Here is a 16,750-nt window from a genome sequence, read left to right on the forward strand (position 1 = left end):
TGTTGAGGGGGCTGGCAACTTCGTTGCGTGTTTCTGTTTCAGGAGTCGGTTGCATTACGGACCATCTTTAATTTGACCACGCTTTTCTACATTGCAACGAAGGCCTGTCAATTGTCGCATGTGATGACACTATTGGGGACGGTGTATGCGTTTCCACTAGATTCCTCCTCGGACCGTTGCACATTCAGGAGCCTTTTAAGGCATGGCCACTGGAGGTTGAATAAGCACGTAGAAACATTTCAACGGCGGCATCGATGCGTTGTCGTTTTTCTTTCATGCTGAAGTTGTCCGGAACCCCAAGCATTGTCCAGCGAACGTATCCGCCGGTAATGAGACTCATCAAGTGTTCTGCCATGATTTGAGGATCACTCTTAACGAGTCGTTGTCGCTTGATCTGCTCCTCCATGTATTTGGCAAGAACAGTGACGCCACGTCCAGGGCCCAGCTCGTAGAAGCGCTTTCCCAGATCTGGGAATCTCGATGATTCCATGCCTATTACTCTGACCATCCCACGTTGATTTTCCGAAAGAACTAATTGCAAAAGACGAAAACTATATTCTTTGAGCGTGTGTTCCATCGGCAGATCAGGCTGCAATGTCGTTGCAAAGTCGTTCAGTATTAACTCCATGCGCCGCTCTAGAACCGCAAGGAATAGCTTCTCTTTATTCGGATATCGGGCGTAAAGAGTTGTCTTTGAGCAATTTCCGCGGCGCGCGATCTCGTTTGTGCTGGCACCTTCGAAGCCATGCTCGATAAACACTGCTGCGGCCACATCCAGAAGCTCGGCAACGCGGTTATCATCGAGCCTTGTTTGAATAGACGCACTCATCCCTTTCTTTTTCGCGCGTTCTCCTTTTGCTGATAAGAGATCCTTCATCGAAATTTATCTTACTGATCTTTTTCTGCATCCAGTCATCGTGGGATACATCAGATACAGTACCATACGGTATCGTTACGCGAAGGCTAGTTTTTACTCCATGTAATCGATGCCCGGTCGCGAGGGGCTTCAGTAAATGGCGACAGAGACACTTGCAGTGGAACAATCTGCTCCGGTCACACAGCGATGGAAGCCAGCAGTCAATCCCTGGCTGATCGCTGCTACCGTAGCCCTCGGTGCATTTATGGAGGTATTAGACACCTCCATCGCGAACGTTGCACTTCCTCATATTGCCGGAAGCCTTGGTGCCAGTCAGGACGAGAGTACTTGGGTTTTGACGGCGTATCTTGTTTCTAATGCTGTTGTGCTGCCAATGGGTGGTTGGGCGGCAAGCATTATTGGGCGGAAGCGCTTTTTTCAGCTATGTCTGCTCATCTTTACGGTCAGTTCTTTTTTATGCGGTATTGCGCCTACGTTGCCCATACTTTTGTTGTGTCGTGTCATTCAGGGGGCTGGTGGCGGTGGTCTCCAACCGATGGCTCAGGCCATTATGGCCGATTCTTTTGAGCCACAACAAAGGGGGCTGGCTTTTTCTCTCTATGGCCTCGTTGCTGTGCTTGCCCCATCCATCGGGCCAACACTCGGTGGGTGGATCACCGACAACTACAGCTGGAACTGGATTTTCTATATCAATATCCCTGTGGGAATCTGCTCGATTATTCTTACACAGCGTCTCGTCGAAGACCCACCGTGGATGAAGGCTGACAAGAAGAATCTCTCGAAGATCGATTCACTAGGGTTGACCTTGCTCGTTCTGTCGATGGCATCGTTGCAGATCATGCTGGACAAGGGAGAGGAAAAGGACTGGTTCCAGTCCACCTTCATTCAGGCCTTTGGTATTACTTTTGCCATTACATTCATCGCGTTGATTGTCTGGGAGTGGCGCGCTAAAGAGCCGATCATGGACTTGAAGCTTCTCAAATCGAGGAACTTCTCTGTGTGTTGTTTTCTGATGCTGATCACTGGAGGTCTGCTCAATGCGTCCACGGTCCTGCAACCGCAATTTGAGCAGGCAAGCCTTGGATATACGGCAACAATCGCGGGTCTTTCCCTCTCTGCAGGAGGTATTCTCCTGGTGATCTTAATGCCCATGGCTGGACAAGCTCTTGCTAGAGTTCCGGCGCGCAATCTCGTTCTATTCGGTTTTGCAGTTTATGCAATTTCGTATTACTACACAGCGACACATCTCAATCTGGGATTGAGTTTTGGGGCCAACTCTTGGCTGAGGGTGATACAGGTCGTGGCTATTCCGTTTGTATTTATTTCCGTGACCACAGCCGGTTATTTTGGAATGCCTTCTGAAAAGAGCAACCAGATCTCTGGTTTGATTAACTTTGTCCGGAACATTGGCGGAAGCATCCTGATTTCCTTAACCGGTGCTGCGGTTACCGAGAGGGGACAATTTCACGCTAATCAGCTGCTTCAGTATGTAACGCCCAGCAGTCCGATATTTCAGAGTGAGCTTAGGTCATTACAAAGTTCCCTCAGAGGAGCTTTCGGACCGGCAAATGCAAGTTATCTTGCACAAGCGCAAATCTACCATCGATTGCAAGAGCAGGCGAACCTTCTTGCATACGTTGATGTCTATTTCTATCTGTGCGCGCTTTCGCTCTTGATGATCCCATTGACCCTACTGCTTCGCAAGAACAACCCGAAGGAAAGCGCGAAAAGTCAAATCGCTGTTCATTAGAATTCGCCATAATAGGTTTCGTGGAATAGGCCCGAACTGGCGATAAGGAATTAGTCTTTCGCCGCATCGCTAAACGCTGGCGAAAATGCTCGATAAGTTTTATCCGGCAGGCTTTGCTGAGATGTTAATCCGAGAGGTTGTAGTAGGACTGACCCGTGGAACTGCGGATTCTGCACGTCGTCCTTACAAACCCGAAGCCCCTCAGAAGCTGAGGATATGGTCGAGCGGACGTCCTACATTAGAGTGCACCAACAACCTCGAAATTGGGACTGACAAAGATGTGATGCGGCCAGTTAACGCCAATATTGTGAACTTCGTATTCCCCGCCACTCAGCATCACAACGCGATCGACAATGCCCGCAGCGTAACTAGCTAATGCTGCCTTGGTCGCCTTTTCGGCCATGATGCCACTGACAATCATCCCGGCCCCTTCACTGTAATTGGCAGAAATCTGACCGACCTGTTTTGGCGCGGATGGCGCGCCGCGTTGGAACGGGATCACTCCATAGGCGGAGAAACTCGTAGGGTGGTTCTTGTCGGCATCTCGCACAATAACTTGGCTGGCTGCGATGGATCGACCGTTGACCATCCCGAGTACGAGCACGTCGTCACCTTTTGCGAGGACACTCGTTGTGGTCGGAGTTGTTCCCTTCAGATACTCCGTAGAGAGCGACTCGTTGACGAGCACCTTCTGATCGGTCCATGTTGAAACCATGAAACTCGACGACGACATGCTCTCAATCGTTCCAACGACTCCTCCCGTGGCTGGCCCGGAGCGGGCATTAGATCCTCTGCTGTCACGCGCGCTTTGCGCCGAGATGGGTTCGGGAAGTTCGAACATTGCCATCAGCGCGATGGTTGAAACGGAGATAGCAAAGACCTTCGTGAATTGCCGAAAGAACATGGAGTAATGCCTTTCGCAATCCGCCGACCTTGCACGATCACGGACTGCATCTGCGTGCCTTTTGTCACTTACTGTAAACGTGTTCGAGGCTCCAGGCCGCTTTTGTTATTGACGATCACAGTGGAGTAATAGTTTACGAGAAACTTTATAGATGTATAGGCTTGCGACTTGATGGTGGATGCTTTTCGAAGGTGAATCCAAATCGTTAATTACACAGCAAATTGCCTAATTGCTGCACGATCAATGACCATATGGTACTGACATCTACTACACTCTCCTCGGAACTAGCCTTATCGGAGCTGTTACTCCTGTAATGGCCGGTAATACGGGCGATGTGACGATCACGAGCTGGAGTCGGCTTTCAGAATGGTGCGTCCTGTCTGTCGGCAATGAGCGGTAGTACTTTGACGGCGTCGCAGAACTCAGTTTCACACACTGGTACCAGCACTGCATGCACCTTTGGCAATAAAGCAATATGATCGGATGGATGAAGCTCTTTCTCGTTGGCCTGCTTGCACTCTGTTCGACATCTCTTGCGCAAGAACATGTCCAGGATAAGCCCTTTCCGCGCTCGGAACCTCGTCCGTCCGCTTCTACGGTGCAGCAGTGGCAGGACCGCAAGTTTGGCATGTTTATTCATTTCGGTTTGTATTCCCAGCTTGGCGGAATGTGGAAAGACAAGAAGATCGACAATGGCTACAGCGAGCAGATTATGGCGAACGCTCCCGTTCCACTCGATGAGTATGCTGCGACAGCGAGGAGCTTCAATCCCGGCAAATGGAATCCCGATGCAATCGTTGCTCTGGCGAAGGCTGCCGGTATGCGTTATATCGTCATCACATCCAAACACCACGATGGCTTCAATATGTTCCATACAGCTCAAACGAAGTACAACGTTGTGGATGCCACGGCATATCACCGCGACATCGTGAAGGAGCTTGCCGATGCCTGCAAGCGCGGCGGGATTGGCTTCGGGGTGTACTACTCTTCCATCGATTGGCACCAGCCCGGAATGGATCACTACATTGAGGGCAACAGCAACCCGCTGAGCGAAGTACATGCGCAGTTTAACGTAGCTCAGCTGCGTGAGTTGTTATCGAACTACGGCCCCATTACCGAAATCTGGTTCGATATGGGCAAGCCGACTCCTGAGCAGAGCAAGCTCTTTGCAACCACGGTGCACAACCTGCAGCCACAGACGATGGTGAGCGGCCGCGTGTGGAATTATCAGGGGGACTTTACTGTCATGGGCGACAATGAGGTTCCAGCGTATGGCATTGATGAGCCTTGGCAGACGCCCGCCTCCATCTTTCCTGAGACCTGGGGCTATCGTTCATGGCAGAAACGTGACAATCTGCAGGGCAAGATCCACGAGAACATCACGCGACTCGTCCAGGTCGTAAGCCGTGGTGGCAACTACATCCTCAATATCGGACCAGAAGGCGACGGCTCGGTGGTGCCTTACGAAGCTGACGTACTGCACGGCATCGGCGCGTGGCTCAAACCCAATGCGGAAGCAATCTATGGTACGGCGGCGTCCCCATTTGCTAACCTCGAATTTGGTTATGCGACCGTAAAGGGCAATGCCGTGTACCTGTTCGCGAAATCATTACCAGCTGACGGTATGCTGCGTCTTCCGCACGCGAGCCATACCCAATGGCAGTCCGCAAAGATGCTCGTTTCAGGCAAGCCGCTAGTGATGCACACCGGTAGCGATGAGCTCTTCGTGAAGGTTCCAGCTGATGTCGCAACCGGTTATATGCCCGTCATCAAGCTGCAATTCCGAGGCCCCCTTCATATCGATGAAGTTCTGCCCCCTGTGGGACCGCTGACGCTTGATCCGAGTACTGCAGAGAAGTTTTACAACTACAACGGCGAGGGATACGAAGCGCCCAAAACGCTCTACAAATATCGTTGGGGCGTTTCTGCGGGATGTGCCGCTCTTATCTTTCACGTTGACGGGGAAGGTAGCATCACCTTGATCAGTAATGGCCACGCACGGCTGATTCCCGTGCAAGAAGGCACTCGGGTGGAAACAACTATCGGTGCAGACCATACGCTGGAACTTACTCCACCCGAGCCTTTTGAGAAGGGCACGTCGTTGCCTGTGAAGATCCGATCGATCGAGTTTACGCCAGAGGCTTGTAAGCGCTGAAAAGACGGGGGAACTTGTCGGTGCCCGGTACCGAACAATCTCGGAATCCTTGGCAACTTCATGTACACCGCTACCCGTCTCGATCGAGTCGATCGGGGCGAACGACATCAGAAATACCGTGTTGAACGCCTTGACGACACAATTAGGATGGATAGGTTTGTCCTATTCATTCATTAAAAAGAGTGCTGTTTGAGAAATCTCAAAACAATTCGATTGAACTCGCGAGGGTTGCTCCAGCACTGGGAAATGACCAGCAAGCGACGTTGACCTATATTTGGTTGAACCTTCTATCATCGCCAGTGCGCCTCTAGGGTTGGAAGATAGTTCCGGGTGTTGTTGACTGCAACGACATAAATACGTTCTTTTCGGACATCGGATCTATCGCCGAAGCGATTCAAGTGTGCTTCGGAGAGCTCATCTATAGTGATTCAATACATGCTGCAACGGCCCTATAGATGCGCACGTTGAAAATGTCCGAAATTGCTGTATCCGTGTCATGGAGATTCGCTCAAGGCGAAGCTACCGTAATTCCTGTGAGAAGGCTCACAGGAGAAATGCAAATGACTACTTCGAATTCTGACCTTGCTTCGGTGAAGTCGATCACCGGCATCAATATCCCTGACACAAAGCTGGCGCGAGAGATTACCGAATTCATTCGGGACACAGAGACGGAGCTGCTCTTCAACCATTCCAGCCGTGTCTACTACTTTGGCGCGATCGCCGGCAAGCAGCGTGGACTGAACTTCGACCCTGAACTACTCTATGCAGGCGCGATGTTTCACGACATCGGTCTGATGCCGAGCCATAGCAGCCCCATAGACCGCTTCGAAGTGGATGGAGCAAATGCGGCTCGCGCCTTCCTGAAGTCCCGCGGTATTCCGCAGCAGGATCTTGATACGGTCTGGACTGCGATTGCTCTGCATACAACCCCAGGCGTTCCTGAGTACATGCATCCAGTCATTGCACTTGTAACAGCAGGGGTCGAGATGGATGTGCTTGGATTGACCTACTCTCAGTATTCCGACCAGATACGGAATGCGGTCGTCTCTGAGTATCCTCGCACTCCGAACTTCAAGGAAGACATCATTCAAGCGTTCTATGACGGCATCCATAAGAAGCCAGATACTACCTTCGGCAACGTCAAGACAGATGTACTCGCAGATAAAGATCCGAAGTTTGTGCGTGGCAACTTCTGCAGCGTAATCCGCGCCTCAGGCTGGATTGCGTAGCTTAACTTACAAGCCGCATTGCTCAAAGGCCCTCATTCGAAAGAGTGGGGCCTGCTTGAACAGTCAATGATTCCAGAGAGAGAAGCCGGGGAGGGAAAGGAGGCATCGTGCGATCCGAGCTAGTCATGTGCGCATCGAAATGCATTCCCAGCCGATATCTGTTGACTCATGCAGTTGCCAAAGCCACTCGGGCATTTCATCGTCCGAATACACGAGTTGCGGAAACCACGAACGATGTCTTGCGACAGTTAAGCACTAAGAATGATCCGAACGTTCTGTCCGTCCGGTTCCCGATCGTCTTGCTGGCCGCATGTGTCACGGCGGTTGCCGCGTGCATACCGTGTGCTTCACAAAGTCGTTCTCCAGAAGTGTCCCGAGTGATTCTTACTACGCCTCCCGAGGTGTATTCTCCCGTCGTTCTCGCGGCCGTCAACGATCCCGTCACTGGCAAGGGAGCATTTCAATTTCAGGGTCGAGATATTCCTCCCGTGATTCACGCCCGTCCTGGAACGACATTGCATGTCACGTACGTCAATTCCATGACGCGCCACTCCCATGAGCAATGCGTCGATGGATCCTGCATGAATATGACGAATCTCCATTTTCACGGCCTTCATGTCTCGCCCGATGCTCCGCAGGACGATGTCATTTCGATGATGGCAAACCCAGGAGAGACATTGCATTATTCGGTTGTGATTCCTGAAGACCAGCCCCCAGGGCTCTACTGGTATCACACACATCCTCATGGCGAGAGCTATCAACAGGATCTGGATGGAATGTCTGGGGCTATCGTGGTCGATGGTATCGAGCGATATGACCCCGAAATTCGGAACATGACGCAGCGCATCCTCGTTCTTCGCGACCGGGTTACGTCGAAACACGATCCAACAGCGCAAGTGTGGCGGAATGCCGTTGAGGTCTCCCAAAACTGTTCTACAGCGACTGAGGTGCCAGAACGCATCTTTACAGTGAACGGGGTGGTGCGCCCCCGGATTCCAATTGCTCCGAAGGAACGGCAGTTTTGGAGAATTGTGAACGCATCGCCGGATCTATATGCCGATCTCAAAATCGACGGAGAACAACTGGAAATCGTTGCCCTCGATGGCATGCCGATTGGATTTCACGATCCGGGCCGAAAGACAGAATTCGCGAATCATATTCTCTTACCGCCAGCAGGGCGTGTGGAGGCAATCGTTACCGGTCCGAGGGACGGACGAGTAGCGTCACTTCGAACACAATGCTTCGACACGGGGCCCGATGGAGACCCGAACCCCACAATGGTGATCGCGGATCTCGTTCCCGGTCAATCGCATGCCAACCATCCTGAGATAAAGGGAACTGTTTCCGGTCGAGCATTCTACAAACCGGTTCCGTATAAGACTCTTGAAAATGTCGAATCACGAGCGCCGGACTACACAGTCAGGTTCACAGAGGACAAGCACGGCTTCTACATCAATGATCGCAAGTATGGGCCAAACGACCCGCCAATGACGACGGCCAGCATCGGTTCGTACTATCACTGGCGCGTTGTAAATTCCACTCGTGAGGTGCATCCGTTTCATATCCACCAGGTCCATTTTCTGGTGTATAGCAGAAATGATCAGTCAATGAAGCAGCCGGTATGGCTGGATACAGTCAATGTCCCGGTCGGAGAGAGTTTGGATATAGTGATGGATTTCACTGATCCGATCATTCGCGGCGTATCGCTCTTTCATTGTCATCTGCTGAGTCACGAGGACAAGGGTATGATGGCAAAGGTCCTATTTAAGTAACGTCGTGCGAGGTGGTACGACCACTCTCCTAAAATAAAGGCATGAGAAGGATTGTCATTACCGGTCCCCCGCCAGTTCAGGTCTTGGATGTGACCGGTCCACTTGAGGTTTTCTCAAATGTTCAGGATTATCAAGTCGAGATCGTAGCCACGGATGGCTCGACTCACCTCCAGACCAATCGAGGAATTAGTCTGGGAGGCGCAGTACCTCGTGACAGTATTTCCGGTTCTATTGATACGCTTGTTGTTGCTGGTGGCCTCGGCGCAGAGAGTGGCCAGTACGATGATGGGTATCTTCGCTGGATTTCGGACACGGCAGGCAGATCTCGACGTATAGCTTCGATCTGCACCGGTGCTTTCATCCTTGCGGCAGCAGGCCTCCTCGATGGCAAGCGGGCCGTGACACATTGGAATTTCTGCGATCGACTTGCGCGAGAGTTTCCTCAAGTGAACGTTCTGTCGAATCCCATTTTTCTTCGCGATGGCCCGACCTATACCTCAGCCGGTATCACGGCCGGAATTGATCTTTCGCTCGCTTTAGTGGAGGAAGACCACGGACATCAAACCGCTCTCGCCGTAGCGAGGCAATTGGTCATGTTCCTTGTTCGCCCTGGAGGACAGGCCCAGTATAGCCACATGCTCTCTCGGCAGGCAACAATACACGAACCCCTTCGAGAGTTGCAAGTCTTCATGCTTGAGAATTTGCGTGCAGACCTCTCTGTCGAGGCTCTTGCCGACAGGATAGGAATGAGTCCACGGCACTTCTCACGCGTTTGCCTGCGTGAGATGAAGATGAATCCAGGGCAGTTTGTTGATCGTCTGCGCGTGGAGGCTGCACAGCAGATGATTGATAGCTCTTCTATGGGGCTGAAGGAGATCGCTGATGCATGTGGCTTCGGCTCTGCGGATTCGATGCGCCGCACATTCCAGCGCGTGATAGGGATTACGGCTGGCGAGTATATGCAACGATTTAAGCGGGTGGACTCCTAGTTTTTTCCCGATTTCCGAAAGTGTCGGAAAGACGTCGTTGATGCATTGACCTATTGAAACCTAAGGTGGTCTTGAAGCGAAAAGGCTTGCTCAGGAGATAGACGATGAATCGACGTTCGTTCTTGAAAATGACTTCTGTTGCCGCATGAGCAATCACAACCAGCAGAGAAACTGAATGAAGAGTTGTGCGCCGACCGATCGCTCGAGCCTGCGAATCTGAAGAGAAAGTGAAGGCTGCGTGATGCGTTCCTGAGCGGCAGCTTTGGTGAAGCTGCCATATTCGGTGACTGAGCAAAAATACTTGAGCTGTTGAAGGGTCATTTTTTCGTGAAAACCATCTGCATTTGTATGAGCGGGGCAAACGCTCTTTTTGAGAGATCACTACAAATTTTGGGTAATCGCACTGCTTAACCGGTACAGGTGATCTCGCACAGTTCGAACTTCTTGCAAGAAGAACTCCGCAACAGTCTCAAATGTCGCGGAGTCAGTAGGTTTCAAGGCTTACAGGGAACGTTCGGGTTACAGCTCACCGGCGTCAAATGCTTCAAGTGCTTTGACAACACCTTCTCCATAGGCTGGGTCAGCCTTGGCGCAGTTGCCAACATGACGCTCACGAACAACCTGCGATGCCGGCCCGAGAGCACGTGCAGTGTTTTCAAACAAACGTTGCTTTTCTTCGGGACTGAACATGCGAAACAAATTGCCCGGCTGCGAATAGTAGTCATCGTCGTCTTTGCGGAAATCGAACTTCTCCGCATCTCCATCGATAGCCAGCGGCGGTTCGGCAAATTCCGGTTGTTCCTGCCACACACCGTGACGATTGGGCTCGTAGCTGGGAATGCCGCCATAGTTGCCATCGACACGCATCGCACCATCGCGATGATAGGAGTGGAACGGGCACTTCGGAGCATTCACCGGAATCTGGTAGTAGTTCACACCGAGGCGATAACGCTGTGCGTCCGCGTAGGAGAAGAGACGCCCCTGCAGCATCTTGTCGGGTGAGAAGCCGATGCCTGGCACGGTATTGCTCGGTGCAAATCCAGCCTGCTCCACGTCCGAAAAATAATTTTCAGGATTGCGGTTCAGCTCCATCACGCCAACCTCAATCAGAGGATAGTCGGCATGAGGCCAGACCTTTGTCAGATCAAACGGATGAATATGGTAAGTGTTTGCATCCTCTTCATTCATGATCTGGATATACAGAGTCCAGCGAGGGAACTCCTTCCGTTCGATCGCCTCATAGAGATCGCGCAGGTTTGACTCACGATCTTTGCCAACTAACGCTTCCGCTTCTTTGTCTGTAAGGCATTGGATACCTTGTTGCGTCTTGAAGGTGAATTTCACCCAGAAGCGCTTGTTCTCGGAATTGATGAAGCTGTACGTATGGCTGCCGAAGCCATGCATATGGCGGAAGGAGCGAGGAATGCCGCGATCACTCATGGTGATGGTGACCTGATGCAACGATTCAGGCAGGCTCGACCACCAGTCCCAGTTGTTATCCGCGCTGCGCAAGCCGGTTCGTGGGTCACGCTTGACGGCGTGGTTGAGGTCGGGAAATTTCAGTGGATCGCGGATAAAGAAGACGGGGGTGTTGTTTCCAACCAGGTCCCAGTTTCCTTGTTCCGTATAGAACTTCATCGCGAAACCGCGGATATCACGTTCAGCATCCGCCGCTCCACGCTCGCCCGCGACCGTGGAGAACCGCGCAAACATCGGAGTGACCTTGCCGATCTCAGAGAAGATCTTCGCCTTGGTGTACTTCGTGATGTCATGAGTAACCGTGAAGCTTCCGAAAGCGCCAGCGCCCTTAGCGTGCATACGCCGTTCTGGAATCACTTCGCGGTCGAAGTGAGCCATCTTTTCGAGAAACCATAGGTTCTCAAGCAGAGCTGGACCACGTTTGCCTGCGGTCTTTATGTTCTGGTTGTCATCAACGGGAGCGCCGAACGCTGTTGTCAGTTTGCCCATAATTTTCCTCTCTTTCGTAGTTGGTTAGTGGTGGTTGTCGGGCTGTGCGCTCACTTCAGGCACGCTCGGAAAGCCCCGAAACAATGAGCCCATTGAAGCGAAGTCGTTATGCGAACGGCGTTCTTTGCCATCTCCATCTGAATCGTGCTGCCCATATCAGCAACTTAAGTCCAGGCCGACGAAACTGCCATGACACATATCCGTCGTTTTCGGACATCTTCGAGACATATCGCGTAGGTTCCAAGCGAGGCGAATCCTGCAAATGGGGAGCAGCACGTCTATCAGAGGTAGTGCAGGTGGGACTGCACTACCTCCATCAGTTCACGTTCCTCCCATTAGATGGGGCCACGACAGATGTCCCAAATTGCCTGAATCTCGTCATGGTGCTGGGACTTCGAGTGCACTAGCGTAAGACCCGAAGGGAGTATCTACTGGACGACTGTAGATCGACAGGATCGGTGAAAGAGACTCAGAAGTCATCGAAGCCGTGCCAGCCTGGGCGTTAGTGATCCAGGGCGGATTGAGAGGGCTTCGATCGGCCCAATCCATTCGACCTTCGACTATTGCTATCAGGGGGAGCTTAACTTGCTGACGAATCTGCTTATCATTCCAACTATTAAAGCCGCCGTGGAAGCTTTTCAATCTGCTGATAGGGGCGCATGGAAGCGTCTATTTACGTCGAAGGCTGATCTTTATGAAGACGGATCCCCGAGTGATCTTGAACGCTTCACGCGGGAAGCACTTGGGCATGACTACTTCTTATCGATTGACCGTGTTGCAAACAACGGTCTCTATATCGAGGGCGATTTCAATTCCGCCAAAAATGGTATTTCCCGGATCTACTTCAACTTTGAACTGAACGATTCAGGAAAGATTAAGCGCCTCGACATCGGTCGGGTTGAAAATACAGATTAGATACGCAATTTCACTTCGTCCCAGATTGTCTCTTCGACACTTTCAAACCGAATTAAATGAATAACTCTCAGAAGGAGATTTATTTGCCAGATTCACAAGTGTTCCGATTACTCTCGAGCGCCCTTCGCCAGATATTCCGTTTTGACTGGGCGGCATGGAAGAACCTAACGGGCGAAGAGCAACGCAAGGTAGAAGAAGAGTCAATCGATCTCTTTGAACGATGGGAGAAGGGAACTGGAGAGCTGCTGCCGCGTATTCAATCCGCTCTGCTTTCAATTATCGGACACGAGAGCAATGTTCTGCTTCTTTACTTTCGAGAGACGTTTGACGAACTGAATCGTCTTGAACTTGAGCTAGCACACTCAGTTTCAAGTTTCTGATTCTTCAGCACTCCTACCTCTCCGTCACCGCAATGGGTCTCTATGAGACCTCGCGTCATTAGGGTAAAGCATTGTTCGACCTCGTTCTAAGCAAGCCCTTTTTATGAAGAAGCCTGAGTTCCTCAAGAGCATTTTCAGAAACCGTCAGCAAAAGGGCTATACGCTCTACAGAATGAGCGGTTCCTTATTGCTGATCAATTATTGCAGTCTATTAGAGGCGCACCGGAAATAGCGCAACCAAAATCATTTAGAAGTAATCATGGTGCTTTCGAACCACTTTACGAAGGCTCGGGCTTTTGTGCTTGTCAGTTTTCCCGAAGGATAGATTACCCAGAGTTCCATCGGTGGAAGACTCCATTCTTTGAGAATGGGAATCACTGCACCAGACATAAGTTCAGGAGCAAACATCCAGTGCGACGTGATGGCAAACCCCTGTCCGGATAGAACGGCTTCACGTATACCTTCAGCCGCGCTCAAGGTAAGGCGGGCACGAAGCTGTACTGAAGTCTCCGAGGTTCCACGCCGAAAGATCCATTCCTGACCTCCCGAGCTTTGACCATAGATAATACCGTCATGTTCAAGTAAGTCTACTGGATTGGTAGGAACACCTTTTCTTGCCAGATACGCCGGGTTTGCGACGACATATCGTTTCGCTTGAGTAAGTTTTCTAGCTCGCAATGAAGAATCGGTAAGTGTGCCAAGCCGTATAGCTACGTCAATATTCTCAGCGACAAGATCAATAGTGCGGTCATCCATCACGAGTTCAAGTCGAAGCTTAGGATGTGCATCAAGAAACGCTCCAAGTTTTGGAACAAGATGCAGTCGTGCGAAGGTGACTGGCGAGCATATGCGGAGACGACCTTCGAGCCCTGAAGCCACCCCTTGCGCTGCCACATCAGCTTCGTTCGCCTCCGCAATGGTGCGTACGGCACGTTCATAAAAAGCGATCCCCGCTTCTGTAGGCGATAGCCGTCGGGTGGAGCGGATAAGCAAACGCACGCCGAGCCTATCTTCCAATGCTGCAATGGTTTTCGAAATTGTCGGCTGACCGATCCTGAGATAACGTGCCGCTGTGGAAAACGACCCCGTCTCCACGACCCTTACAAACGTCTCCATCTCACGTAATCGATCCATACTTATTCCGAATGAGAATAGATGTTATCACCAATTATCGCCTACTCCATCCGAATCGAAATCGATACGCTCATATCCATTAAGACAGACAGGAGATGGAGCGATGGAAAACAAATTTGCAGGTAAGGTCGCGGTTGTTACGGGTGGGTCAACGGGTATGGGATTAGCAACGGCCAAACGTTTTGTCGAAGAAGGTATAGATCACGTATTTATTACTGGCCGCCGCAGAGAGGCATTGGACGCAGCGGTAGCCGAAATTGGTAAGAACGTAACTGCGGTAGAAGGTGATGTTGCGAATCTAGCAGATCTCGACCGGCTCTATGATGTTGTCCGGAAACAGAACCGTAAGATCGATGTGCTCTTTGCGAATGCCGGAGTTTCGCAGCCGAAGCCGATTGCAGAGGTCGATGAGAAGTTCTTCGATCTTCACTTTGATGCTAATGTGAAGGGACTTTACTTCACCGTGCAGAAGGCATTGCCTCTGCTGAATGATGGTGCTTCAGTCCTCCTCAATGGTTCAATCGCTACCACTAAGGGATTTCCCGGTATCAGTATCTACAGCGCAACCAAAGCTGCGGTGCGCTCTTTCGCTCGCACGCTGGCGAACGAATTGGGCAATCGTCGCATCCGCGTGAATACGCTTAGTCCTGGTCATATCGACACTCCATTACTAGAGCAGTGGCAGCAAGGGAATGCTCTGACGAAGCTGAAGGAAGAATTTGCGAAGAATGTTCCGTTGGGACGTATGGGCACCCCTGATGAGATTGCCAAGGCTGCTTCTTTCCTGGCATCCGATGAGTCCAGCTACATCAATGGTGTAGAGCTCTTTGTAGACGGCGGCGTCGCGCAGATCTGACACAAACATCGAATGGAGAATCAGCGATGATACTCAGCCCAATTTGATGTCTTCCGTTCTGAGTTCATGGCCAAGGTTCCACCAGAGATTCGTGAAGCTATGGCCAGCGCCGACATGAATGGTCCTCGCCAAATACATATGTGAATCTTCGAAAAGGGATGGTGCAGGAAGGGGAAACTTGACTCCTACCACATTTTTGCGAGCATGAAATGAGATGCGGCGAACTGTCCTCCTCTGTGAATGGTTAGCTAGGCTAACTTTTCGCCGCTTTTGATTGCTGGCAGTTGTATCTTTGTTATTTCCTTGGTGTTGAACCCTCCCGCTCCTTGTTGGCAATAGCCTGTTCTTTACGCTGCTTTTCTGTTCAGTCTTCCACTTTTCATTCTAGGGAGTTGTGGTTCCGTTCCATCCACCGCCAAGCGTCTTTATCAAAACAACGGATGCGACCATTCGTTCGCCCGCGATCTGTGCGGCTGTTCGTTCATTAGCGAGTACAGTCTGCTCTGCAAATACCACATCAAGGTAACTCACGAGCCCGCCTTTATAGCGTGAAATTGCGATATCCTGCGCTTCTTTTGCTTCGAGCACAGCCCTGCCTTGAGACTGTGATTGTTGTTCAAGAAAATGCAAAGCAGAGAGTTGATCTTCTGTCTCCTGATATGAGACAAGAACCGCCTTCTCATACTGAGCTAGGGATTGCCTGTATGCAGCCCGCGCCTGCTCCACACCAGCCTTCAGGCGGCCTCCTGTGAAGATAGGTGCAGCGGCGGACACACCCAGGGAGGCGATCGTGTTCTGCAAGTTCACCAGGCTGGTAGCATTGCTACTTTCGTAACCCGTCAGGGCAGAAAGAGAGAGTTGGGGGAAGTATGCGGCCTTTGCCACCCCAATTTGAGCAGTTGCGGCGGCAACGTTTCGGTCAGCTTCAACAATATCTGGACGGCGTTCCAACAAATCCCCGGGCAATCCAATCGGAATTTGGGGTGGCACAGCATTATTCGGAGATCTGGGAACAGAAAAACCCTCCACCGTGCGTCCGAGCAATACGGCCAATCCATGTTCGAGCTGTGCGCGTTGAATCTCAAGAGCTTGCTCCTGTGAGATAGTCTGGTCGAGAAGTGTCTGTGCCTGCTTTACCTCAAGCTCGCTGCCTAGGCCATGTTGAAACAGGTTCGTTGTCAGCCCAACGCTCTGCTTCAGCGTGTCAATCGTGCTGTCAAGAATTGAGAGCTCCTTGTCGGTCTCGCGCAGGTTGTAGTAGCTCACGGCGACATTCGCCTCGACCGAGAGGGTAACGAATCGGAGATCGGCTTCAGTGGCTTCTTGTGTTGAACGGGAGGATTCGATCGATCGTCGTACGCGTCCCCATGCATCGATCTCGTAACTTGCGAAGAGAGGCAGCTGAATATCGTTGTACGTCGCAGCCCGGCCGGCGGTGTTCCCATTATTCGGACGATTTCTTGCCTCACGCGTTCTAGCAGCAGATATATCTGCTCCGACTATAGGAAGAAGTTGGGAGCGCGTTGCTTTGGTAATAGCCGCTGCTTGATCAACATGGGCTACGGCGATTTTGATATCCCGGTTTGCGGCATCTGCTTGTGATTCCAGATCATTCAAGACAGGATCGTGGAAGACCTTCCACCAGTCTTCGTTTGCGATTGGGTTCTGGCCACTGCTATTCGGGCCGATTGGAGGCGCGCCCGTAAACGCTGGTGGAATCGGAACGGATGGCTTCTTATAGTTGGGTCCCACCATGCATCCAGTCAGGAGAACGCAAAGAAGGAAAACAGCAAAATTGCGATGAATGGCGTTCATCGTGGC

General features: G+C 51.4%; 15 protein-coding genes. 9 read left to right on the plus strand and 6 right to left on the minus strand.

The features are described from left to right. Window positions 1-184: 184 nt before the first annotated feature. Entirely contained in the window at window positions 185-877 is a 693-nt protein-coding gene (locus H7846_RS06905; RefSeq protein ID WP_186695742.1) for a TetR/AcrR family transcriptional regulator, read from the minus strand. A gap of 157 nt (window positions 878-1,034) precedes the next feature. Here H7846_RS06905 and H7846_RS06910 point away from each other — a divergent pair, with 157 nt between their 5' ends. Beyond that, a complete protein-coding gene (locus H7846_RS06910) occupies window positions 1,035-2,627 on the plus strand; it encodes a DHA2 family efflux MFS transporter permease subunit (RefSeq protein WP_370561368.1) in 1,593 nt (530 codons plus the stop codon). A gap of 238 nt (window positions 2,628-2,865) precedes the next feature. Here H7846_RS06910 and H7846_RS06915 read toward each other — a convergent pair whose 3' ends face one another. Continuing rightward, entirely contained in the window at window positions 2,866-3,531 is a 666-nt protein-coding gene (locus H7846_RS06915; protein ID WP_186695744.1) for a DUF5666 domain-containing protein, read from the minus strand. Window positions 3,532-4,018: 487 nt separating this feature from the next. Between H7846_RS06915 and H7846_RS06920 the strand changes: the two genes are divergently transcribed. The 5 genes from H7846_RS06920 (at window position 4,019) to H7846_RS18105 (ending at window position 9,825) form a co-directional block, all read left to right on the plus strand. Continuing rightward, window positions 4,019-5,686 carry an alpha-L-fucosidase gene (locus tag H7846_RS06920; protein WP_186695745.1) on the plus strand — a complete coding sequence of 556 codons (1,668 nt, stop codon included), beginning with the start codon at window positions 4,019-4,021 and terminating at the stop codon, window positions 5,684-5,686. Window positions 5,687-6,246: 560 nt separating this feature from the next. Beyond that, entirely contained in the window at window positions 6,247-6,915 is a 669-nt protein-coding gene (locus H7846_RS06925; protein WP_186695746.1) for an HD domain-containing protein, read from the plus strand. Window positions 6,916-7,292: 377 nt separating this feature from the next. After that, window positions 7,293-8,687 (plus strand): multicopper oxidase family protein, encoded by a 1,395-nt coding sequence (locus H7846_RS06930; protein WP_186695747.1) that lies wholly within the window; start codon window positions 7,293-7,295, stop codon window positions 8,685-8,687. A 41-nt stretch (window positions 8,688-8,728) separates the two neighbouring features. Beyond that, window positions 8,729-9,676: a GlxA family transcriptional regulator gene (locus H7846_RS06935; protein ID WP_186695748.1), complete on the plus strand. Its 948-nt coding sequence runs from the start codon at window positions 8,729-8,731 to the stop codon at window positions 9,674-9,676. A gap of 104 nt (window positions 9,677-9,780) precedes the next feature. Beyond that, a complete protein-coding gene (locus tag H7846_RS18105) occupies window positions 9,781-9,825 on the plus strand; it encodes a twin-arginine translocation signal domain-containing protein (RefSeq protein ID WP_186696231.1) in 45 nt (14 codons plus the stop codon). 4 nt (window positions 9,826-9,829) lie between these two features. Here H7846_RS18105 and H7846_RS06945 read toward each other — a convergent pair whose 3' ends face one another. After that, window positions 9,830-9,997 carry a LysR family transcriptional regulator gene (locus H7846_RS06945; RefSeq protein WP_186695749.1) on the minus strand — a complete coding sequence of 56 codons (168 nt, stop codon included), beginning with the start codon at window positions 9,995-9,997 and terminating at the stop codon, window positions 9,830-9,832. A gap of 198 nt (window positions 9,998-10,195) precedes the next feature. Then, window positions 10,196-11,644: a catalase gene (locus H7846_RS06950; RefSeq protein WP_186695750.1), complete on the minus strand. Its 1,449-nt coding sequence runs from the start codon at window positions 11,642-11,644 to the stop codon at window positions 10,196-10,198. A gap of 585 nt (window positions 11,645-12,229) precedes the next feature. Here H7846_RS06950 and H7846_RS06955 point away from each other — a divergent pair. Next, window positions 12,230-12,559: a hypothetical protein gene (locus H7846_RS06955; protein WP_255460898.1), complete on the plus strand. Its 330-nt coding sequence runs from the start codon at window positions 12,230-12,232 to the stop codon at window positions 12,557-12,559. 83 nt (window positions 12,560-12,642) lie between these two features. Beyond that, complete coding sequence (locus H7846_RS06960; protein ID WP_186695751.1) at window positions 12,643-12,939, plus strand: hypothetical protein; 297 nt, start codon at window positions 12,643-12,645, stop codon at window positions 12,937-12,939. Window positions 12,940-13,182: 243 nt separating this feature from the next. Here H7846_RS06960 and H7846_RS06965 read toward each other — a convergent pair whose 3' ends face one another. Then, complete coding sequence (locus H7846_RS06965; protein WP_186695752.1) at window positions 13,183-14,073, minus strand: LysR family transcriptional regulator; 891 nt, start codon at window positions 14,071-14,073, stop codon at window positions 13,183-13,185. A 103-nt stretch (window positions 14,074-14,176) separates the two neighbouring features. Between H7846_RS06965 and H7846_RS06970 the strand changes: the two genes are divergently transcribed. Continuing rightward, window positions 14,177-14,929, plus strand: coding sequence for a glucose 1-dehydrogenase (locus H7846_RS06970; protein WP_186695753.1), 753 nt, complete (start codon window positions 14,177-14,179; stop codon window positions 14,927-14,929). Window positions 14,930-15,313: 384 nt separating this feature from the next. On the opposite strand, the gene H7846_RS06975 is transcribed toward H7846_RS06970, so the two are convergent. Continuing rightward, complete coding sequence (locus H7846_RS06975) at window positions 15,314-16,744, minus strand: efflux transporter outer membrane subunit (RefSeq protein ID WP_186695754.1); 1,431 nt, start codon at window positions 16,742-16,744, stop codon at window positions 15,314-15,316. Window positions 16,745-16,750 lie beyond the last annotated feature (6 nt).

The sequence above is a fragment of the Edaphobacter sp. 4G125 genome (assembly GCF_014274685.1).
Taxonomy (GTDB): domain Bacteria; phylum Acidobacteriota; class Terriglobia; order Terriglobales; family Acidobacteriaceae; genus Edaphobacter.

What these genes read in the sequence shown, in the direction of transcription:
- H7846_RS06905 (WP_186695742.1), bottom strand. Translation starts at nt 877, where the DNA reads ATGAAGGATCTCTTATCAGCAAAAGGAGAACGCGCGAAAAAGAAAGGG.
- H7846_RS06915 (WP_186695744.1), bottom strand. Translation starts at nt 3,531, where the DNA reads ATGTTCTTTCGGCAATTCACGAAGGTCTTTGCTATCTCCGTTTCAACC.
- H7846_RS06920 (WP_186695745.1), top strand. Translation starts at nt 4,019, where the DNA reads ATGAAGCTCTTTCTCGTTGGCCTGCTTGCACTCTGTTCGACATCTCTT.
- H7846_RS06925 (WP_186695746.1), top strand. Translation starts at nt 6,247, where the DNA reads ATGACTACTTCGAATTCTGACCTTGCTTCGGTGAAGTCGATCACCGGC.
- H7846_RS06935 (WP_186695748.1), top strand. Translation starts at nt 8,729, where the DNA reads ATGAGAAGGATTGTCATTACCGGTCCCCCGCCAGTTCAGGTCTTGGAT.
- H7846_RS06945 (WP_186695749.1), bottom strand. Translation starts at nt 9,997, where the DNA reads ATGACCCTTCAACAGCTCAAGTATTTTTGCTCAGTCACCGAATATGGC.
- H7846_RS06950 (WP_186695750.1), bottom strand. Translation starts at nt 11,644, where the DNA reads ATGGGCAAACTGACAACAGCGTTCGGCGCTCCCGTTGATGACAACCAG.
- H7846_RS06965 (WP_186695752.1), bottom strand. Translation starts at nt 14,073, where the DNA reads ATGGATCGATTACGTGAGATGGAGACGTTTGTAAGGGTCGTGGAGACG.
- H7846_RS06970 (WP_186695753.1), top strand. Translation starts at nt 14,177, where the DNA reads ATGGAAAACAAATTTGCAGGTAAGGTCGCGGTTGTTACGGGTGGGTCA.
- H7846_RS06975 (WP_186695754.1), bottom strand. Translation starts at nt 16,744, where the DNA reads ATGAACGCCATTCATCGCAATTTTGCTGTTTTCCTTCTTTGCGTTCTC.